The organism is Leclercia sp. TB492 (assembly GCF_049974505.2).
Taxonomy (GTDB): domain Bacteria; phylum Pseudomonadota; class Gammaproteobacteria; order Enterobacterales; family Enterobacteriaceae; genus Enterobacter; species Enterobacter adecarboxylatus_C.
On the sequence record NZ_CM127572.1, the window covers coordinates 229,044 to 249,210 of the forward strand.

The following is a 20,167-nucleotide window of genomic DNA, read 5'->3' on the forward strand; positions in this document are numbered from 1 at the left end:
ATCCTGCTAATGAATTTTGTTCAACCAAATTTTCTTCATGATCCCGGGTGAAGACTTTCCCAGCTCAGCCCAAAGCGGGTGAGATATTTGCGCAGCCTGTCGGCATCGTTAGGGTTGACCTTTTTCATCCGGGAGACCGCAAAGAGTTCGCGACCGGCCTCGGATAATGAGGCGCTACGGCGGCACACCTCCAGCACGGTTTCCAGCTGTCGCTGGTCGAAGAGATCGAGCGCCATCGCCGCGGATGGCGTGGCGATTTGCCAGCTCTCCTGCAGCCTGACGATCTCTTCCTCAACAAGCGCTAAGGTGATGCGCCCCTGTTCGGCAAGCGTGGCCATCCGCGCCACAGAGGAACCCAGTTCCCGAAAGTTACCCCGCCACAACGCCTGAGGCGAGTCAGCAAAACGCAGATAGCGCTCACGCGCCTCTCTGTCGAAACGCACCTGGGATTGCGCTTCAGTCGCGAAGCGTTGCAGTTCGTACTCCACGTTGGGGGCGATATCCTCCCGACGCTGCGCCAGGCCGGGCAGGGCAAAACTCCACATATTGATACGGGCCCAGAGATCCTCCCGGAAACGACCTTCCGCCACCCACTGGCGCATATCCCGGTGCGTACCGGCAATCAGCTGAAAATCGCTCCTGACCTCTTTATCAGAGCCAAACGGGAAGAAGGTTTTTTCTTCGATGGCCTTCAACAGCATGGCTTGTTCGTCGAGGCCCAGTTCGGCGATCTCATCTAAAAACAACACGCCGCCGTCAGCCTCACGCAGCAGCCCGGCACGCGCCGTTGCCGCCCCGGTAAATGCCCCTTTGACATGACCGAAAAGGGTCGACATGGCGTTGTCACCCCGCAGCGTGGCGCAGTTTACTGCCACCAGCCTGCCCGTCAGCTGATGGCGGGATTGCTTAAGCTGGTAAATACGGTTGGCGAGGAAGGATTTTCCGGCCCCCGTTGGGCCCGTCAGTAATACAGGGGCGGTCGAGCGCAGCGCCACGCGTTCAATCTGATCGATCAGGGCGTTGAAGGTGGCATTGCGGGTATCAATCCCGGCTTTGAGGAACGAAACGGATTCCTGCTGCTCGCGCTGAAAGCGGCTGGTCAGCGCGGCATAGCGGCTTAAATCCAGGTCGATGATCGAGTAACGTCCGACAGGCACTGCCTCTTCGGGCGCATCCCTGCTGGCAGGGCCGGTCTGGATCAGGCTGGCGGGAAGATACCGCGCTTCGGTCAGCAAAAACCAGCAGATCTGCGCCACGTGCGTGCCGGTGGTGATATGCACCAGGTACTCTTCATGCTCGGTGTCAAACTTGTAGTGGGTGGCGAAGTCGAGGAACGCGGCGTAGACCTCTTCAAAATCCCAGGGATCGGCAATGGTGACGGGCCACGAGCGCACGGTGGTATGGGGCGAGAGCAGCCTGATATCTTCCGTTATCTGTTCCGCCATCCCCCGATCCTGGGGCTGGTGGAGGAGCTCAAGCCTGTCGACGGGGAGGTCGGGCTGCTGGCAAAGCCCGACCGTCGGGCGCCATTTGCGTAAGCGGTTAGCCCGCTTGCCGCGTTTGTCCATCACCGTGCCCAGGACTCCAATAACCACTCGCCGCTTTTTCATGTTTATCCTTCAAGATAAAAACCGATACTAAAAGATAAAAATATTCTGCGGCTTAAGCAATGTCTGAAGAAACTATGTGAATTAAAGTAAATATAATCAAAAGGATATGTTTTATTTATGAAGGCTTAATATTCTGGCACGCTTCTGGCAATACTTCTCAGTAACAGACATCCCTGAGGGTGAGCACCATGAAACAGAATGATTTTGACGTATTAACGGCGCATCACAGCGCACCGGTAAAAATGTGGACGCACGGGGTTCCCGTAGAGCCAGAGGCGCGCGAGCAGCTGCTGAACACTGCGAAGATGCCGTTTATTTTCAAACATCTGGCGGTGATGCCGGATGTGCATCTCGGGAAAGGGTCCACCATTGGCAGCGTGATCCCCACCAAAGGGGCCATTATTCCGGCGGCGGTGGGGGTGGATATCGGCTGTGGGATGATCGCCGTGCGGACGTCGCTGCTGGCAGGCGATCTGCCGGATAACCTTCACGGGCTGCGCAGCGCCATTGAACAGGCGGTGCCGCACGGGCGCACCAACACCCGCTCCCGTCGCGACAAGGGGGCGTGGGAAAAGACGCCGGATGAAGTGGATAACCACTGGCGTCAGCTGGCGCCGCGCTTTAAGCGACTGACGGATAAATATCCGCAACTGCTGAAAACCAATAACCATCAGCATCTGGGGACGCTGGGCACCGGGAACCACTTTATCGAGGTGTGCCTGGACGAGCAGCAACGCGTGTGGGTCATGCTGCACAGCGGCTCACGTGGCGTGGGTAATGCGATTGGCAACGTGTTTATCACCCTGGCGCAGAAGGATATGCAGCAGCATATCGCCAACCTTCCTGACAGGAATCTGGCCTATTTCCAGGAGGGGAGCCGACACTATAACGATTACATCGAGGCCGTGGAGTGGGCGCAGGATTTTGCCCGCCATAACCGCGAGGTGATGATGTCGCGCGTGCTGGCCGCGCTGTCGCGCATCGTGCCAAAGCCTTTTCTGACCCAGCAGGAGGCGGTGAATTGCCATCACAACTATGTGCAGAAAGAGCGTCATTTTGGTGAAGAGGTGCTGGTGACCCGCAAAGGGGCAGTGTCGGCACAGAAGGGCGAAATGGGCATCATCCCCGGCTCGATGGGGGCGAAGAGCTTTATCGTGCGCGGCCTGGGCAATGAGGAGAGCTTCTGCTCCTGTAGCCATGGGGCAGGACGGGTGATGAGCCGCACGGCGGCCAAAAAACGCTTCACCGTTGCCGATCAGATCCGCGCCACGGCCCACGTCGAGTGCAGAAAAGACAACGAGGTCATCGATGAAATCCCGATGGCCTATAAAGACATCGATGCCGTCATGGCGGCGCAAGCATCCCTGGTCGAAATCGTCCATACGTTGCGCCAGGTGGTATGTGTAAAAGGATAAAGCAGATGGCTGATAACGGTGTGGATACCGCCATGCGCGAGCGTGTGCGGCAGCAACTCAACGAAATAGAGCAACGATTCAATGTGACCGTGCTGTATGCCTGTGAATCGGGCAGCCGCGGCTGGGGCTTTGCATCGCCGGATAGCGATTATGACGTGCGCTTCCTGTATGTGCATAAACCTGACTGGTATTTGCGCGTCGAGCCGCAGCGGGATGTCATTGAGCTGCCCATAGACGACGAACTCGACGTGAGCGGTTGGGAGTGGCGCAAGGCGCTTGGCCTGCTGAAAGCGGCTAACCCCACGCTTATCGAGTGGCTGGATTCGCCGGTGGTCTATCAGCAGAGCGACAAGGTGATAACCGAGCTACGCACGCAGGTGCCCGCCTGGTTCTCCCCCGTGCGTGCGCGCTGGCACTACTACTCTATGGCGCGCAAAAATTTCCGCGGCTATTTGCAGGACGCAGAGGTCCGACTGAAAAAGTACTTTTACGTCCTGCGTCCTCTATTAGCGGTGCGGTGGGTGGAGGCCGGAAAAGGTATGCCACCGATGCGTTTTGCCGAACTGCTGGCGGGAAGCGAGCTTGATGCGCCGTTACGTCAGGAAATCGATGACCTGCTGGCGATAAAACAGCGTGCGGGAGAAGCGCAATACGGCCCCAGACGGCCTTTGCTGCATGCTTTCATCACTCAGGAGCTGGCGCGGGGTGAAAACCCTCCTACGCTGCCGGACAGCCGTAATGGCAAGATAGCCTCGCTGGATTCGCTGCTGATGAGAACGGTACTGGCAGGATAAAAAAATGGCCCGGTTTCCCGGGCCATTTTTCTGTTACTCAAACAAGTTATGATGCAGTTTCTGCACGACCTGCTCGGCTTCGGCGCCAGGCACCAGGAAGCACAGGTTGTAGCTGGAAGCACCATAGCAAATCATGCGGATGTTGAACGGCTCCAGCACGCCAAACACCTCTTTGCCCACGCCGCTGGCGCGGGACAGCTCGTTACCGATGATCGCCACCAGGGCGAGATCTTCTTCCACCTCAACACGGCACAGTTCCGAAAGCTCCATCAGCAGAGACTGCGTCAGCAGGGTATCGCCGGTGGAGGTAGAGCCGGTAGTATCCAGGGTCAGGGCGATGTTCACTTCTGAAGTGGTCACCAGATCTACCGAGATGCTGTGGCGCGCCAGAATACTGAACACTTCGGCCAGGAAGCCGCGGGAGTGCAGCATGCTCAGGCTGTGCAGGGTCAGCAGGGTCTGTTTGCGACGCAGCGCCAGAGCGCGGAACAGCGGTGGGTTTTCAGTGGTGTTGCACACCATGGTACCGCCCGCTTTTGGATCCTTGCTGGAGCCCACGAACACCGGAATGTCGCTGCGCACGGCAGGCATCAGCGTTGCCGGGTGCAGCACTTTCGCGCCAAAGGTCGCCATCTCAGCGGCCTCTTCAAAGGCGATCACATCAATACGTTTTGCCGCAGGCACCACGCGCGGGTCGGTGGTGTAGATGCCCGGCACGTCCGTCCAGATATCGACGCGGGAGGCCTGCAGGGCTTCACCCAACAGGGCGGCGGTGTAGTCGCTGCCGCCGCGGCCCAGCGTGGTGGTGCGGCCTTTGGCTTCGCTACCGATAAAGCCCTGGGTGATGACAATCCCTTCCGCCAGGCGCGGCGCCAGCTGTTGGGTCGTCAGTTCAGCAATGGCGGTAACGTCCGGCTCGGCGCGGCCAAAGCGGTCGCTGGTGCGCAGCACTTTACGCACGTCAAACCACTGCGACTGAACGTTACGCTCGCGCAGCACTTCAACGAACAGCAGGGTCGACATCAGCTCACCGTGGCTGACCAGCTCGTCGGTCAGGGCGGTAGAGGTGGCCAGAGAGGCGGCTTCCGCCAGGGTGATAATATTTTCCAGCAGGCGCTCGATCTCTTCGCTAATCACGCTCGGATCGCGCAGGCGGCTAAGAATATCGAACTGAATTTTGTGCAGCGCTTCGAGTTTAGCCTGGCGCTCGCTCGCTTCCAGCCCTTCAGCAAGGGCGACCAGCAGATTGGTGACGCCAGCCGAAGCGGACAACACCACCAGGCGGGTATCAGGATCGGCCAGCACCACATCGGCGCTGCGGTTCATGGCATCGTAATCGGCCACGCTGGTACCGCCAAATTTGGCGACAACAAAACTCGTCATAACAACCTCGTGTCAGGGAAGGAAAAAAGCGACCATGGCACAAGGACAAAATAGTTTTATCGGTGCAGGCGCAAATACCGTGTGTATAAATAAAATGTGTGGAGGATCCTGTCAACGCCGGGATTATGCGGATTTTTCATGCTGCCTTCCATATGAGAAACAGGACTTATAACAGCTATACTTTTGGGGCTTTTGCGTCGCACTTGATACAGGCCAGGCCAATGGCATAAAAACCATCACAATTTTCAGCGACAGAGGCTACAATCGACCGAGGTCACAATTCTCAATTCAGAAGAGTATTGCTATGAAAAATATCAATCCAACGCAGACTTCAGCCTGGCAGGCATTACAGAAACATTTTGAAGAAATGAAAGACGTCACCATCGCGGAGCTGTTCGCGAAAGACGGCGATCGTTTCAGCAAGTTCTCCGCGACCTTCGACGATCGGATGCTGGTGGATTTTTCCAAAAACCGCATCACCGAAGAGACGCTGGCAAAACTGCAGGATCTGGCGAAAGAGACCGATCTGAGCGGTGCCATCAAGTCCATGTTCTCCGGTGAGAAGATCAACCGCACCGAAGATCGCGCGGTGCTGCACGTGGCCCTGCGTAACCGTAGCAATACCCCAATTATCGTTGACGGCAAAGATGTAATGCCGGAAGTGAACGCGGTGCTGGAAAAGATGAAATCCTTCTCTGAAGCGATCATTTCAGGTAGCTGGAAAGGCTACACCGGCAAAGCAATCACCGATGTGGTGAACATCGGTATCGGCGGCTCCGACCTTGGCCCGTTCATGGTGACCGAAGCGCTGCGTCCGTACAAAAACCACCTCAACATGCACTTTGTCTCTAACGTCGATGGCACCCACATCGCGGAAGTGCTGAAAAACGTGAACCCGGAAACCACCCTGTTCCTGGTGGCGTCTAAAACCTTCACCACCCAGGAAACCATGACCAACGCCCACAGCGCGCGCGACTGGTTCCTGAAAACGGCCGGTGACCAGCAGCACGTAGCGAAACACTTCGCGGCGCTCTCCACCAACGCCAAAGCGGTAGGCGAGTTCGGCATCGACACCGCCAACATGTTTGAATTCTGGGACTGGGTTGGCGGACGCTACTCCCTGTGGTCAGCTATCGGCCTGTCGATCATCCTCTCCGTGGGCTACGACAACTTTGTTGAGCTGCTCTCCGGCGCGCACGCGATGGATAAACACTTCTCCACCACCGCACCAGAGAAAAACCTGCCGGTACTGCTGGCGCTGATCGGCATCTGGTACAACAATTTCTTCGGCGCTGAAACCGAAGCGATCCTGCCGTACGACCAGTACATGCACCGTTTCGCGGCCTACTTCCAGCAGGGCAACATGGAATCCAACGGTAAATACGTTGACCGTAACGGCGACGCCGTGGATTACCAGACTGGCCCAATCATCTGGGGCGAGCCAGGCACCAACGGTCAGCACGCTTTCTACCAGCTGATCCACCAGGGCACCAAGATGGTTCCTTGCGATTTCATCGCCCCGGCCATCACGCATAACCCGCTGTCTGACCACCATCCGAAGCTGCTGTCGAACTTCTTCGCGCAGACTGAAGCGCTGGCGTTCGGTAAAGCGCGTGATGTGGTTGAGCAGGAGTATCGCGATCAGGGTAAAGATCCGGCGACGCTGGACCACGTGGTACCGTTCAAAGTGTTCGAAGGCAACCGTCCGACCAACTCCATCCTGCTGCGTGAGATCACCCCATTCAGCCTGGGCGCGCTGATTGCCCTGTATGAGCATAAAATCTTCACCCAGGGCGCAATCCTGAATATCTTCACCTTTGACCAGTGGGGCGTAGAGCTGGGCAAACAGCTGGCTAACCGCATTCTGCCAGAGCTGGGTGATAACCAGGATATCAACAGCCACGACAGCTCCACCAACGGTCTGATTAACCGTTATAAAGCCTGGCGCGCATAAGTAAGTCTGTTGCGGTCTGTGTGCCCGGTGGCGCTACGCTTACCGGGTCTACAAAACCCCGTAGGCCGGGCAAACGGAGTGCCGCCCGGCAGATCTGCACAAAATATAAACAAAAAATATAGATCCCCGTCACATTTTTGCGTTATACAGGAACCTCGCCCTGGAGAATGAGGTGCTGTATGACATCCCTGACTCGCCCACGCGTTGAGTTTATCTCAACCATTCTGCAGACCGTGCTGAACCTGGGTCTGCTGAGCCTTGGCCTGATCCTGGTCGTCTTCCTCGGTAAAGAGACGGTGCATCTGGCTGATGTGCTTTTTGCCCCTGAGCAAACCAGCAAATACGAGCTGGTTGAAGGGCTGGTGGTTTACTTTCTCTACTTCGAATTTATCGCCCTGATCGTGAAGTACTTTCAGTCTGGCTTTCACTTCCCGCTGCGCTACTTTATCTACATTGGTATCACCGCGATTGTGCGACTGATTATCGTCGATCATAAATCGCCCCTCGACGTGCTGCTCTACTCGGCGGCAATCCTGCTGCTGGTGGTCACACTCTGGCTGTGCAACTCGAAGCGATTAAAACGGGAATAAAAAAAGGGCGGCCCGAGGGCCGCCGAATACAGTCACAAGTTTGGATCAAGACATCAAGGCAAAGTTGAGGGTTGCAGTGGCATAACAATGAAACTTAACCTTTCACACCCCCCGCGGTCAGGCCGTTCACCAGCCAGCGCTGAGCCAGCAGGAACACGACGGTGATCGGAATAGCGGAGAGTACGGCGGCTGCGGCAAAGTCGCCCCACAGGTAGTTTTGTGGGTTGAGGTATTGCTGCATCCCTACCGCCAGGGTGTAGCTGTTCACATCACGCAGCAGCAGTGATGCGACCGGCACTTCGGTGATGGCGGCGATAAACGACAGAATAAAGACCACCGCCAGAATCGGCACAGAGAGCGGCAGCAGCACCAGACGGAACGCCTGCCATGGGGTGGCGCCATCCAGCGAGGCTGCTTCTTCCAGCGAGTTGTCGATGGTTTCGAAATAGCCCTTGATGGTCCAGACGTGCAGCGCGATCCCGCCGAGGTAGGCGAAGATCACCCCGCCGTGGGTGTTCAGGCCGATGAACGGCACGTACTGCCCGAGACGGTCAAACAAGGCGTACAGGGCCACCAGCGACAGTACCGCCGGGAACATCTGGAAAATCAGCATCCCTTTCAGCAGCGTCGCTTTCCCTTTAAAGCGCATACGGGCAAAGGCGTAGGCGCAGGTGGTGGAGAGGGTCACGATACCGATCGCGGTAATGGTGGCGACTTTCACCGAGTTCCACAGCCACAGCAGGACCGGAAACGGCGGCGGCGTCACGCGGCCATCGGCGTGCTCCACGCTGAAGCCCAGCGCCAGCTTCCAGTGCTCCCAGGAGATCTCATCCGGGATCAGGCTGCCTGTCGCGAAGTTACCCGAACGCAGGGAGATGGCGATAACCATCAGCAGCGGGAACATGATCGCCGCGATAAAAATCAGCAGGCCCAGGTGGGTCGCAAAGAGGCGCAACTTCTGAGATTTGGGTTGAACCATAGACATAATCAGTGCCCTCCTTAGTCAAATTTCATGCGGGTAGCTTTCAGGTTTACAATCGCCAGCGCGCCTACCAGCAGGAAGATCAGGGTGGCAATCGCTGCCGCCAGACCGAAGTCCTGACCGCCGCCGCCTTCGAAGGCGATACGGTAGGTGTAGCTTACGAGCAGGTCGGTATAACCGGCTGGCGTGGTGGTGCCGAGACGGTCCGGGCCACCGTTGGTCAACAGCTGAATCAGCACGAAGTTGTTAAAGTTAAAGGCGAAGCTGGCGATCATCAGCGGCGTCAGCGGCTTGATCAGCAGCGGGAGCGTAATCTTAAAGAAGTTCTGGAACGGGGTCGCACCGTCCATCGCCGAGGCTTCGTACAGGTCATCCGGGATGGCCTTCAGCAGCCCCATGCACAGGATCATCATGTACGGATAGCCAAGCCAGGTGTTGACGATAACGATCATGGTGCGGGCGGTGGTCGGATCGCTGAACCAGGCCGGCTTGATGCCAAACAGCCCGCTCAGCATCATGTTGATTTCACCAAAGCTCTGGTTGAACAGACCCTTGAAAATCAGAATCGAGATGAACGACGGCACGGCATAGGGCAGGATCAGCAGGACGCGGTAAATCGCTTTCCCTTTCAGTGCTTCCCACTGGACCAGGCAGGCCAGCACCATGCCGACAGCCACGGTCAGGATCACGGTCAGTATCGAGAAGACCACGGTCCAGACGAAGATGGCGAAGAACGGCTTCTGAATGCCTTCGTCGGTGAAGACGCGGGTAAAGTTGTCCCAGCCGATGGTGACGGTGTAGCCCGGGCTGAGCTTATCGTCGCCCCAGTTACCGTCGGCATTGACGGACTGGTAGAAACCAATCTCATTGTTCGGGCGGTACTTCACGCCGGTCTGGTTGTTGGTGAGCGTGCTGTTATCGCCCAGCGTGTAGAGCGGACGTGTGCCGGAGAACTGGCGCAGCGAGCTCATGATCACTTTGCTTTCATCCGGCAGCTCGGCGGTCACCTGGGTCAGCGCCTGGCGGTTTTGGGTGATAACACGCAGGTTAGCGCGTTCCCCTTCCGGCAGCGCGTCTGCCTCTTTCAGGGCCAGTTTTTGCTCGCCGCCAAATTTAAAGGCATCGGAAACGTAGTATTTGCCCGCGGCATCGTCGGTCAGGGCCAGCTTCCACTCGTCACCGGACGGGTAGAGGCCAAAGTTGAAGGTCTTACCGGCCTGATAGGAACGATCCATCAGCACCTGCTGGGCGCGCTCTTGCGCGAGCTGGTTGGTGCTGCTGTAGTTGGTGAAGGCAATGGCGATGGTGCAGATCAGCGGGAACAGGACAAACAGCCCCATCCCGGCCACGCCCGGATAGACATAACGCCAGGCGTAGGCTTTACGATTCGCAAAAATATAGAGGCCGACGGCGCTTAAGATCAGCGTCATGGCGGCAAACAGGTACTCCCCCTGGGCGTACATTACAACAATAAGGTAACCCACCAGCAAGCCCAGCAGACCAATCACTGACCATTTCAGCGTGTCGCTTTGCCACCAGTGTTTCTTTTTAACGACATCCATGGGGATCTTCCTCTACAGCGTGTTTTTCTTCCCCTCTCCCGGTGGGAGAGGGGATTACGACATTACTTCGTGATACGACCCTGAGCATCTTTCAGCGCGGCATCCACAGTCTGACGACCGCTGGCGGCGTTGATCACCGCAGTACGGGTGGCATACCAGAAGGCAGCCATCTGTGGGATGTTCGGCATGATTTCGCCTTTCTCGGCGTTACTCATGGTGGCGGCGATGCGTGGATCTTTCGCCAGCGTTTCCTGGAAGGATTTCAGCGCCACGGCACCCAGCGGTTTATCCTTGTTCACTTCTTCCAGACCCTGATCGGTCAGGAGGTAGTTTTCCAGGAACTCTTTCGCCAGCTCTTTGTTCGGACTGGCGGCGTTGATACCGGCGCTCAGCACGCCAACGAACGGTTTAGACGGCTTGTCATTGAAGGTTGGCAGCACCGCGACGCCGTAGTTGATTTTGCTCTTGTCGATGTTGGACCACGCCCACGGACCGTTGATGGTCATCGCGGTTTCGCCCTTGTTGAACGCGGCTTCGGCGATGGAGTAATCGGTGTCCGCGTTCATCTGTTTGTTCTTGATCAGGTCAACCAGGAAGGTCAGACCCGCTTTCGCGCCTGCGTTGTCCACGCCGACGTCTTTCACGTCATATTTGCCGTCAGCAAATTTGAACGCGTAGCCGCCATCGGCAGCAATCAGCGGCCAGGTGAAGTACGGTTCTTGCAGGTTGAACATCAGCGCGCTCTTACCTTTCGCCTTCAGCTCTTTATCCAGAGCCGGGATCTCTTCCCAGGTTTTCGGCGGGTTCGGTACGAGGTCTTTGTTGTAGATCAGGGAGAGCGATTCAACCGCGACCGGGTAAGCAATCAGCTTGCCGTTGTAACGCACGGCATCCCAGGTGAACGGGAACAGCTTGTCCTGGAAGGCTTTATCCGGAGAGACTTCCGCCAGCAGACCAGACTGTGCGTAGCCACCGAAACGGTCATGCGCCCAGAAGATAATGTCCGGGCCGTCGCCGGTCGCCGCAACCTGCGGGAATTTCTCTTCCAGTTTGTCCGGGTGTTCAACGGTGACTTTGATGCCGGTGTCTTTCTCGAATTTCTTACCCACTTCGGCCAGGCCGTTGTAGCCTTTGTCGCCGTTAATCCAGATTACCAGCTTACCTTCTTCAATTTTGGCGAGCGCCGGAGCGGAGATCATCATTGCTGCAAGGGCGGACAATGCGAAAACGCGTGCGCCAGTCTTGATATTCATATCTGCCATCCTTTTTGGTGATGTGCTGTGGATACATGAGGTGGTTCAACGTCGCTCAGTCTCCTTATTTGACATCCTCTTTCCATCCTCCCGTCCCCTACGCCCCACCCCCGTTTTATGTGATCTGCGTTGCATAAAATTGAGTTATGTGTCCCAGCGCACATAAAAGTACGCTGAATTTTGCCAGTGACATCACGAATTTAGCCTCAGCCCCCGGGTCGCGCTGGCTGAGTCCTCTCTCTCATCCTCCCGCCTCCTCCCCCATAAAAAAGGCAGGGGGTGGAGGATTCGCGGTGCCGCGCGATACCGCATAGTCAGCCCATATTGAATGTTTCTGTCGATGACAGGTTGTAACGAAGGGAGTAGGGCATGGCGAGCGTAGAACTGCGTAACGTAACGAAAGCCTGGGGTGACGTGGTGGTGTCGAAAGATATCAATCTCGATATCCAGGAAGGCGAATTCGTGGTTTTTGTGGGCCCGTCAGGCTGCGGTAAATCCACACTGCTGCGCATGATTGCCGGTCTGGAAACGATCACCAGCGGCGATCTGATGATTGGCGATACCCGGATGAACGATATCCCGCCAGCGGAACGCGGCGTCGGGATGGTATTCCAGTCTTATGCCCTCTATCCCCATCTCTCCGTTGCCGAGAATATGTCGTTCGGCCTGAAGCTGGCCGGCGCCAAAAAAGAGATCATCAACCAGCGTGTGACCCAGGTTGCCGAAGTGTTGCAGCTGGCGCACCTGCTGGAGCGTAAGCCGAAGGCACTTTCCGGTGGTCAGCGTCAGCGTGTGGCTATTGGCCGTACGCTGGTGGCGGAACCGCGCGTGTTCCTGCTCGATGAGCCGCTGTCGAACCTCGACGCCGCGCTGCGCGTGCAGATGCGTATTGAGATCTCCCGCCTGCACAAGCGTCTGGGCCGCACCATGATTTACGTCACCCACGATCAGGTCGAAGCGATGACTCTGGCCGACAAGATTGTGGTGCTGGATGCCGGTCGCGTGGCGCAGGTAGGTAAACCGCTGGAACTCTATCACTACCCGGCAGACCGCTTTGTTGCGGGCTTTATTGGCTCGCCAAAGATGAACTTCCTGCCGGTCAAAGTCACCGCCACCGCCATTGAACAGGTTCAGGTTGAACTGCCGAACCGCCAGCAGGTGTGGTTACCGGTAGACAGTGCAAACGTCAACGTGGGGGCGAACATGTCCCTCGGGATCCGCCCTGAGCATCTGCTGCCGAGCCACATCGCTGATGTGACGCTGGAAGGCGAGGTTCAGGTGGTTGAGCAACTTGGTCATGAAACACAGATTCATATCCAGATCCCCGCCATTCGTCAGAACCTGGTGTACCGCCAGAATGACGTGGTGTTGGTAAAAGAGGGTGCCACATTCGCTATCGGCTTGCCGCCAGAGCGCTGCCATCTCTTCCGGGAAGATGGCACTGCATGTCGTCGGCTGCACCAGGAGCCAGGCGTTTAAGGAATCCCAATAATAAGCACGAAACCATCAGGTGAAGTGTTCAAAGAAAAGCAATGATCTCAGGAGATAGAATAATGATTACTCTGCGCAAAGTCCCTCTGGCGGTCGCCATTGCGGCAGGCATCCTGTCTGCCCAGGCCGGCGCTGTAGACTTTAAAGGTTATGCTCGTTCTGGCATTGGCTGGACCGGGAGTGGTGGCGAACAGCAGTGTTTCCAGGCAACAGGTGCACAAAGTAAATACCGTCTTGGTAACGAATGTGAAACCTATGCTGAATTGAAACTTGGCCAGGAAGTGTGGAAAGAGGGCGACAAGAGCTTCTACTTCGACACCAACGTAGCGTATTCCGTTTCTCAGCGTAATGACTGGGAAGCCACCGATCCGGCATTCCGTGAAGCAAACGTGCAGGGTAAAAACCTGATCGAATGGCTGCCAGGCTCCACTATCTGGGCCGGTAAGCGCTTCTATCAGCGTCATGACGTTCACATGATCGACTTCTACTACTGGGATATTTCAGGTCCTGGTGCCGGTATCGAAAACATCGATCTGGGCTTCGGTAAACTGTCTATGGCAGCGACCCGTTCATCTGAATCCGGCGGCTCTTCCGCGTTCGCAGATTTCGATGCAAACGGCGACCGTATTTACGACAACGTTGTACCAAACGACGTCTTCGATATCCGTTTAGCCGGTATGGAAATCAACCCAGGCGGTACCCTGGAGCTGGGCGTTGACTACGGTCACACCAACATTCCTGACGACTACTATCTGCAGCCTGGCGCCTCTAAAGATGGCTGGATGTTCACCGCTGAACATACCCAGAGCATGATGAAAGGCTTTAACAAGTTTGTGGTTCAGTACGCAACGGATTCCATGACCTCAAACGGTAAAGGTATTCCGCAGGGTGCAAGCCTGAACAACGACGGCTCCCTGATTCGCGTCATCGACCACGGTGCAATCACTCTGGCTGACCAGTGGGATCTGATGTACGTCGGTATGTACCAGAACATCGACCTGGACAACAACAACGGTACCGAGTGGTGGACCGTCGGTGTTCGTCCGATGTTCAAATGGACGCCAATCATGTCCACCCTGCTGGAAGTTGGCTACGACAACGTTAAGTCTCAGAAAACTGACGACACCAACAGCCAGTACAAAATCACCCTGGCACAACAGTGGCAGGCAGGCGACAGCATCTGGTCTCGTCCGGCTATCCGTGTCTTCGCAACCTACGCCAAGTGGGATGAGAAATGGGGTTACGCAAACAACGGCGACACGAATGCAGGCTACACCTCTGGCGTAGCGTATAACGACACTTCTGCACGTACCTTCAGCCGCGGCGACAACGATGAGTGGACCTTCGGTGCCCAGATGGAAATCTGGTGGTAATACGTAGTATCTGATGTATTGACCTGAAAGAGGGGCGCAAGCCCCTCTTTTCATAGAGTTCTGCGCGCTATTGCCTGGCCACCGCAGTGCTTATGCTATCTGAGGTAAAAACAATGAAAATGAAGAAAAGTCTCGTCGCGCTGTGCCTCTCCGCAGGGTTGTTGGCAGGTGCTCCAGCCATCACGCTCGCCAACGTTAATTTTGTACCGCAAAACACCAGCGCCGCGCCTGCTGTCCCGGCTGCCGCGTTGCAACAGTTAGTCTGGACACCTGTCGATCAGTCCAAAGCCCAGACCACCCAGCTTTCAACCGGCGGCCAGTCCTTAAATGTGGCGGGCATCACCGGCCCGGTGGCAGCCTACAGCGTGCCGGCTAATATTGGTGAAATCACGCTTACGCTGACCAGTGAAGTGAACAAACAAACCAGCGTATTCGCACCGAACGTGCTGATACTGGATCAGAACCTGACGCCATCGGCCTACTTCCCAAGCGAATACTTCACCTATCAGGAGCCGGGCGTCATGAGCGCCGACCGCCTGGAAGGGGTCATGCGCCTGACGCCTGCGCTGGGCCAGCAAAAACTCTATGTGCTGGTGTTTACCACCGATAGCGATCTGCAAAAAACCACCAAGCTTATCAACCCGGCAAAAGCCTATGCCAAAGGCACCGGCAATGCCGTACCGGATATTCCGGACCCGCTTGCCCGTCACGTCACTGATGGTGAGCTGAAGCTGAAAGTCTCCACCAACAGCGCCTCCAGCGTGCTGGTCGGCCCACTGTTTGGCTCCTCCGGCCCGGGCCCGGTCACCGTGGGTAACACCGCAGCACCTGCCCCGGTCTATGCCGCGCCAGCCGCAGCACCTGCCACCGCTGCTGCTCCTGTCGCTGCCCCGGTCGCCGCGAAGAAGAGCGAGCCGGTGCTTAACGACACCGAAACCTACTTCAATCAGGCCATTAAACAGGCAGTAGATAAAGGCGATGTCGACAAGGCGCTGAAACTCCTTGATGAAGCCGAGCGTTTAGGCTCGACCACTGCCCGTTCCACCTTTATCAGCAGTGTAAAAGGCAAGGGGTGACCGTCTCCCCACAGTGCTGATTTTGTCAGTAGTTTGGTGCGCCCTTGCGGGCGCACTTTTTTTGCGATCTCTGCCGCTGTTGCACCTCTGTTGCGATAATGTTCGCTAGTTCACGTTTGCCCGCCCCCATTCCGCGTTTCTGCGATACAATAGCTTCACGTTATGTATCGGAGAGTCTGGCATGTCACACCCCGCGCTTTTGCTCCTGCGCGCGCTGCGTTATTTTGACGAAATACCTGCGCTGGAACCGGAGCAGCTCGACTGGCTGCTGCTGGAAGATTCCATGACCAAACGTTTTGAGCAGCAGGGCAAAAAGGTTACCGTCACCCTCATTCAGGAGGGATTTGTCACGCCTGATGCGGTAGCGGACGAACTGCCATTACTGCCGAAAGAGGCACGCTACTGGCTGCGGGAGATCCTGCTCTGTGCCGACGGCGAGCCGTGGCTGGCCGGACGCACCGTGGTGCCTGAATCCACCCTCACCGGACCGGAGCTGGCGCTGCAGCAGATGGGCAAAACCCCGCTGGGCCGCTATCTGTTTACCTCCTCCGAGCTTACCCGAGATTTTATTGAGATTGGTCGCGATGCCGGGCTGTTGGGACGCCGTTCCCGCCTGCGCTTAAGTGGTAAACCCCTGATGCTGACCGAGCTGTTTTTACCGGCGTCGCCGTTGTACTAAGAGGAAGAGAAAATGGAGTGGAGTCTGACGCAGAATAAGCTGCTGGCGTACCACCGCCTGATGCGAACCGACAAGCCGATTGGTGCGCTGCTGCTGCTGTGGCCGACCCTGTGGGCGCTGTGGGTGGCGACCCCAGGGCTGCCGCCGCTGTGGATCCTGGCGGTGTTTGTGGCGGGCGTCTGGTTAATGCGCGCGGCAGGCTGTGTCGTCAACGACTATGCCGACCGTAAGTTTGACGGCCATGTGAAACGCACCGCTAATCGTCCGCTACCGAGCGGCGATGTCACCGAGAAAGAGGCGCGCACGCTGTTTGTAGTGCTGGTCCTGCTCTCGTTCCTGCTGGTGCTGACCCTGAATACCATGACCATTCTGCTCTCCGTAGCAGCGCTGGCCCTGGCCTGGGTCTATCCGTTTATGAAGCGCTACACCCATCTGCCGCAGGTGGTGCTGGGTGCCGCCTTTGGCTGGTCGATCCCGATGGCGTTTGCCGCCGTCAGCGAAAGCGTGCCCCTGAGCTGCTGGCTGATGTTCCTGGCCAACATCCTCTGGGCGGTGGCCTACGATACCCAGTACGCGATGGTCGACCGGGACGATGACCTGAAGATCGGCATCAAATCCACCGCCATTCTGTTTGGGCGTCAGGACAAGCTGATCATCGGGATTCTGCAGGTCGCGGTGCTGGGGTTGATGGTGGCGATTGGTTATCTGAACCAGTTGAACGGGGTCTTTTACGCGGCGGTCGCGGCGGCAGGGGTGCTGTTTATCTACCAGCAAAAGCTTATCGCCAACCGCGAGCGCGACGCCTGTTTTAAAGCGTTTCTGAATAATAACTATGTGGGGCTGGTGTTGTTTTTAGGCCTGGCGGCGAGTTACTGGGCATAAAAAAAGCCGGGTGGCGGCTTCGCCTTACCCGGCTTACGATCTGGCAAACCCTGTAGGCCCGGTAAGCGTTAGCGCCACCGGGCGTTTTTTATTCCCCCTGCGTCGCGCTCTCAATCGTTAAGCGCACGTCCGAGGTAATCAGGTCCGCCAGCATCTGGTACACCTTCATCGTCTCTTCCGGCTCGGCATCACCACTGTCACTGATGTAGCCCTCGTCACGCAGCGTCAACACCAGCGAACTGAAGACCGCTTTATCGAAGAACTCCGGCGCGTTGATGCCGTGCAGCATCGACAGACGCTGTGCCAGCGTGCGGCTCTCTTTCTCCAGCGTCCCGCGGTTGATCGACGGGTTGGCGCTCAGCAGCCAGAAGGTAATGGCATAGCGCTGCACGGTTTCGCGTGCGCCCGCCGCCAGCAGCTGCAGCGTGCGTGCCCGGGACGGATTGATCAGCAGAAGGTCATCTTTCTGCGAAATCAGTCCCTGGCGGGTCAGCTCTTCAATCTGCTTATCCAGCACCTCTGCCAGCTCGTCGTTGTCCCAGCGCAGGAACAGCTCGGCTTTCAGCATCGGGTAGAGGGCGGTGACATGCTCCAGCAGCGCCTGACGGGTGATCTGGCGATGCTGGGTGATGATGGCCGCCATCAGCGACGGCAGCATCAGCATATGCGCAATGTTGTTGCGGTAGTAGGTCATCAGTACCGCCTGCTCGCGCGGCAGAATGATGATATCGCCGATGGTGTCCTTCTCGACCTCAAACTTGTTCATCTGCAGCGCGTGCTCGATCAGCTCGCTGGCGCTGGCGGTCGGCACCGTGGCATCTGCCGCGTACGGCACGTTGCGCATCAGGTTCAGGTAGCAGTCGAGCTGCTCGGTCAGCTGTTCACGGGTGAGCGAGCGCTGGCGAGAGGCCAGCAGAGCGGTACAACACAGGTTCATGGCGTTGGCCGCCCCGGCGTTGTTAATACGTACCATCAGATCGGCGGCTATGGCGTTCACCGTTGGCGTCAGCCAGGCCGGACGCACCGCTTCGATCGGATCGATGGACTCGCGCCACTCCGGCACACGGTGATTGAGATAAGTCATCAGCGGCATAGGTTCGCCGAAGTTAACATACCCCTGACCAAGGTTGCGCAGCTTGCTCAGGCCGCGCAGCATCTGCAGCAGGCTCTCTTTCTCTTTGGTGGCGCCGCGCAGCTCTTTGGCGTAAGTACCCACTTCCATCACGTGCTCGTAACCGATGTAAATCGGCACCAGGGTGATTGGACGCGTACCGCCACGCAGCATCGCCTGAATGGTCATCGACAGGGTGCCGGTCTTCGGATCGAGCAGACGCCCGGTACGGGAACGGCCGCCTTCCACGAAATATTCCACAGAGTAGCCGCGGCTGAACAGCTCGCCCAGATACTCACGGAACACGGTAGAGTAGAGCTTATTGCCCTTAAAGGTACGGCGAATGAAGAACGCACCCAGACGGCGGAAGATCGGGCCAGCCGGCCAGAAGTTGAGGTTGATACCCGCAGCGATGTGCGGCGGCACCAGCCCCTGGTGATAGAGCACATACGAGAGCAGCAGGTAGTCCATGTGGCTGCGGTGGCAGGGCACATAAACAATCTCATGGCCGTCGTGGGCCAGCTGGCGCACACGCTCGGCGTTGTGCACGTTGATCCCCTGATAGAGACGGTTCCAGGTAAAGCTCAGGATACGGTCGCTAAGGCGGATCATCTCGTAGGAGAAGTTGGCCGCAATCTCTTCCATCAGGGCGATGGCGTTTTGCTGTGCCTTCTCGTGGGAGATTTTTTTGCTGCGCGCTTCGTCTTCGACAGCGCGGGCGATCGCTTTCGAGGCCAGCAGCTTGTTAAACAGATCCTGGCGTGCGGGCAGGCGCGGGCCTACCGCGGCCAGACGCTGACGGGCAAAGTGCATGCGCGCCACGCGGGCCAGCTTCTGGGCGATGGTCTTATCCGTACCGTGCTCATCGGCCATGCGGCGCAGTGAGACTGACGGCGAGAAACGGACAAAGCTATCGCGGCCGAGCCAGTTGACGGCGAAAAATTTCTGCACCCCGTTAAGCATGCGCAACGGCGGATTCTCTTCGCCTTTATCACGCCCCGGACGACGGCCAAACATGACCGATACGGGCACCATCTGCACGTCCAGCAGCGGGTTGCTGCGGTGCAGGTCGAGGTAGTCATGGAACAGCTTGATCGACTCTTCTTTCGGCGTGTACCAGGTGAACACGCGAGGGCCACCGTGGATAAAGATGTAGCGCGGCAGCTGAGTGCCGTCGATCTCCAGCGGCTCCAGCGGATCGGGAAGATCGTGCGCCAGGCATTGGGCGCGCAGCGTCAGCAAGTCGGCCTTCGAGTTATAAGGCAAAACGTACATAATAGGACGCGAGGTATCGAGTCCCAACTCCAGCGTGGGAACCGCCGGAATAGACTTGCTTTTTACCAGGACGCTTAATGGTAAATTAAGTAATTTGTAGTAAATTCGTGGCCAGCCAGACATAAACGATGTAAAGCCTCTGGTTAAAAATGCAATTGCGGCGCAAGGATAACAGAAAGCGCGCAAAATTTCTGTTGTTACCCGTCATACTTCCGGTGGCTGCGCCAGGCGCTTAAACCACCGTTTCTGACGCTATTTTCGAAGAAAGGTTTCTTTTAATGGCCAATAATACCACTGGGTTAACCCGAATCATTAAAGCTGCCGGCTATTCATGGAAAGGCATCCGTGCTGCCTGGATCAATGAAGCCGCATTTCGCCAGGAGGGGGTTGCTGTCGTCGCGGCGATTATTATTGCCTGCTGGCTGGATGTTGATCCCATCACTCGCGTATTACTGATTGGCTCGGTGATGTTGGTGATGATAGTCGAAATTTTGAACAGTGCGATCGAGGCGGTGGTCGACCGTATCGGCACTGACTTTCACGAGCTCTCGGGCCGGGCAAAAGATATGGGTTCTGCCGCGGTGCTGATGGCGATTATCGTTGCGTTGTTTACCTGGGTCACGCTGCTTTGGGGACATTTACGATAAGCCTTCAGAAACCGAACAAGTCTCTGGTTTTTTATGCGGTTTGTGGTTCCAAAATCACCTTTAGCTGTATATACTCACAGCATAACTGTA

Annotated in this window: 16 protein-coding genes; 10 read left to right on the forward strand and 6 right to left on the reverse strand. The window is 56.9% G+C overall.

Annotation, left to right across the window (positions count from 1 at the left end):
- Window positions 1-35: 35 nt before the first annotated feature.
- On the reverse strand, window positions 36-1,610 hold the full coding sequence (rtcR, locus tag ACP4QI_RS01070) for an RNA repair transcriptional activator RtcR (RefSeq protein WP_426495396.1): 1,575 nt from the start codon (window positions 1,608-1,610) through the stop codon (window positions 36-38).
- A 188-nt stretch (window positions 1,611-1,798) separates the two neighbouring features.
- Between rtcR and ACP4QI_RS01075 the strand changes: the two genes are divergently transcribed.
- Window positions 1,799-3,025 carry an RtcB family protein gene (locus tag ACP4QI_RS01075; RefSeq protein WP_156262681.1) on the forward strand — a complete coding sequence of 409 codons (1,227 nt, stop codon included), beginning with the start codon at window positions 1,799-1,801 and terminating at the stop codon, window positions 3,023-3,025.
- Window positions 3,026-3,030: 5 nt separating this feature from the next.
- Window positions 3,031-3,819 carry a nucleotidyltransferase domain-containing protein gene (locus tag ACP4QI_RS01080; RefSeq protein ID WP_156262682.1) on the forward strand — a complete coding sequence of 263 codons (789 nt, stop codon included), beginning with the start codon at window positions 3,031-3,033 and terminating at the stop codon, window positions 3,817-3,819.
- A 33-nt stretch (window positions 3,820-3,852) separates the two neighbouring features.
- On the opposite strand, the gene lysC is transcribed toward ACP4QI_RS01080, so the two are convergent.
- Entirely contained in the window at window positions 3,853-5,202 is a 1,350-nt protein-coding gene (gene lysC, locus ACP4QI_RS01085; RefSeq protein WP_156262683.1) for a lysine-sensitive aspartokinase 3, read from the reverse strand.
- A 304-nt stretch (window positions 5,203-5,506) separates the two neighbouring features.
- Here lysC and pgi point away from each other — a divergent pair, with 304 nt between their 5' ends.
- Together pgi and psiE are read left to right on the forward strand one after the other, a co-directional pair.
- A complete protein-coding gene (gene pgi, locus ACP4QI_RS01090; RefSeq protein ID WP_426495397.1) occupies window positions 5,507-7,156 on the forward strand; it encodes a glucose-6-phosphate isomerase in 1,650 nt (549 codons plus the stop codon).
- A 179-nt stretch (window positions 7,157-7,335) separates the two neighbouring features.
- A complete protein-coding gene (gene psiE / locus ACP4QI_RS01095) occupies window positions 7,336-7,746 on the forward strand; it encodes a phosphate-starvation-inducible protein PsiE (protein ID WP_142487837.1) in 411 nt (136 codons plus the stop codon).
- A 94-nt stretch (window positions 7,747-7,840) separates the two neighbouring features.
- Here psiE and malG read toward each other — a convergent pair whose 3' ends face one another.
- The 3 genes from malG to malE all read right to left on the reverse strand — a co-directional run bounded on the left by malG (window position 7,841) and on the right by malE (window position 11,543).
- Window positions 7,841-8,731 (reverse strand): maltose ABC transporter permease MalG, encoded by an 891-nt coding sequence (gene malG / locus ACP4QI_RS01100; RefSeq protein ID WP_142487838.1) that lies wholly within the window; start codon window positions 8,729-8,731, stop codon window positions 7,841-7,843.
- A 14-nt stretch (window positions 8,732-8,745) separates the two neighbouring features.
- Complete coding sequence (gene malF, locus ACP4QI_RS01105) at window positions 8,746-10,290, reverse strand: maltose ABC transporter permease MalF (RefSeq protein ID WP_142487839.1); 1,545 nt, start codon at window positions 10,288-10,290, stop codon at window positions 8,746-8,748.
- A gap of 62 nt (window positions 10,291-10,352) precedes the next feature.
- Window positions 10,353-11,543, reverse strand: a complete 1,191-nt coding sequence (malE, locus tag ACP4QI_RS01110) for a maltose/maltodextrin ABC transporter substrate-binding protein MalE (protein ID WP_426495398.1) — start codon at window positions 11,541-11,543, stop codon at window positions 10,353-10,355.
- 369 nt (window positions 11,544-11,912) lie between these two features.
- Here malE and malK point away from each other — a divergent pair, with 369 nt between their 5' ends.
- From malK to ubiA, 5 genes are all read left to right on the forward strand, one after another.
- Window positions 11,913-13,022 carry a maltose/maltodextrin ABC transporter ATP-binding protein MalK gene (gene malK / locus ACP4QI_RS01115; RefSeq protein WP_156262685.1) on the forward strand — a complete coding sequence of 370 codons (1,110 nt, stop codon included), beginning with the start codon at window positions 11,913-11,915 and terminating at the stop codon, window positions 13,020-13,022.
- Between the two features lie 71 nt (window positions 13,023-13,093).
- Entirely contained in the window at window positions 13,094-14,407 is a 1,314-nt protein-coding gene (locus ACP4QI_RS01120; protein ID WP_142490044.1) for a maltoporin, read from the forward strand.
- Between the two features lie 113 nt (window positions 14,408-14,520).
- Window positions 14,521-15,483, forward strand: coding sequence for a maltose operon protein MalM (malM, locus tag ACP4QI_RS01125; protein WP_142487841.1), 963 nt, complete (start codon window positions 14,521-14,523; stop codon window positions 15,481-15,483).
- Window positions 15,484-15,664: 181 nt separating this feature from the next.
- Entirely contained in the window at window positions 15,665-16,162 is a 498-nt protein-coding gene (gene ubiC / locus ACP4QI_RS01130) for a chorismate lyase (protein ID WP_142487842.1), read from the forward strand.
- Window positions 16,163-16,174: 12 nt separating this feature from the next.
- Complete coding sequence (gene ubiA / locus ACP4QI_RS01135; RefSeq protein WP_231313295.1) at window positions 16,175-17,044, forward strand: 4-hydroxybenzoate octaprenyltransferase; 870 nt, start codon at window positions 16,175-16,177, stop codon at window positions 17,042-17,044.
- Window positions 17,045-17,132: 88 nt separating this feature from the next.
- Here the strand turns inward: ubiA and plsB are convergent, their stop codons facing one another.
- The gene (gene plsB, locus ACP4QI_RS01140) at window positions 17,133-19,553 is read right to left on the reverse strand and encodes a glycerol-3-phosphate 1-O-acyltransferase PlsB (protein WP_285110961.1); all 2,421 of its coding nucleotides are present in this window, start codon (window positions 19,551-19,553) and stop codon (window positions 17,133-17,135) included.
- Between the two features lie 155 nt (window positions 19,554-19,708).
- On the opposite strand from plsB, the gene ACP4QI_RS01145 reads away from it, so the two are divergent.
- Window positions 19,709-20,077: a diacylglycerol kinase gene (locus ACP4QI_RS01145; RefSeq protein WP_142487845.1), complete on the forward strand. Its 369-nt coding sequence runs from the start codon at window positions 19,709-19,711 to the stop codon at window positions 20,075-20,077.
- The last annotated feature ends 90 nt before the right edge of the window (window positions 20,078-20,167 follow it).

Excerpts from the sequence above, each read along its gene's own strand:
- rtcR (WP_426495396.1), bottom strand. The coding sequence starts at position 1,610 with ATGAAAAAGCGGCGAGTGGTTATTGGAGTCCTGGGCACGGTGATGGAC.
- ACP4QI_RS01075 (WP_156262681.1), top strand. The coding sequence starts at position 1,799 with ATGAAACAGAATGATTTTGACGTATTAACGGCGCATCACAGCGCACCG.
- ACP4QI_RS01080 (WP_156262682.1), top strand. The coding sequence starts at position 3,031 with ATGGCTGATAACGGTGTGGATACCGCCATGCGCGAGCGTGTGCGGCAG.
- lysC (WP_156262683.1), bottom strand. The coding sequence starts at position 5,202 with ATGACGAGTTTTGTTGTCGCCAAATTTGGCGGTACCAGCGTGGCCGAT.
- pgi (WP_426495397.1), top strand. The coding sequence starts at position 5,507 with ATGAAAAATATCAATCCAACGCAGACTTCAGCCTGGCAGGCATTACAG.
- psiE (WP_142487837.1), top strand. The coding sequence starts at position 7,336 with ATGACATCCCTGACTCGCCCACGCGTTGAGTTTATCTCAACCATTCTG.
- malG (WP_142487838.1), bottom strand. The coding sequence starts at position 8,731 with ATGTCTATGGTTCAACCCAAATCTCAGAAGTTGCGCCTCTTTGCGACC.
- malF (WP_142487839.1), bottom strand. The coding sequence starts at position 10,290 with ATGGATGTCGTTAAAAAGAAACACTGGTGGCAAAGCGACACGCTGAAA.
- malE (WP_426495398.1), bottom strand. The coding sequence starts at position 11,543 with ATGAATATCAAGACTGGCGCACGCGTTTTCGCATTGTCCGCCCTTGCA.
- malK (WP_156262685.1), top strand. The coding sequence starts at position 11,913 with ATGGCGAGCGTAGAACTGCGTAACGTAACGAAAGCCTGGGGTGACGTG.
- malM (WP_142487841.1), top strand. The coding sequence starts at position 14,521 with ATGAAAATGAAGAAAAGTCTCGTCGCGCTGTGCCTCTCCGCAGGGTTG.
- ubiC (WP_142487842.1), top strand. The coding sequence starts at position 15,665 with ATGTCACACCCCGCGCTTTTGCTCCTGCGCGCGCTGCGTTATTTTGAC.
- ubiA (WP_231313295.1), top strand. The coding sequence starts at position 16,175 with ATGGAGTGGAGTCTGACGCAGAATAAGCTGCTGGCGTACCACCGCCTG.
- plsB (WP_285110961.1), bottom strand. The coding sequence starts at position 19,553 with ATGTCTGGCTGGCCACGAATTTACTACAAATTACTTAATTTACCATTA.
- ACP4QI_RS01145 (WP_142487845.1), top strand. The coding sequence starts at position 19,709 with ATGGCCAATAATACCACTGGGTTAACCCGAATCATTAAAGCTGCCGGC.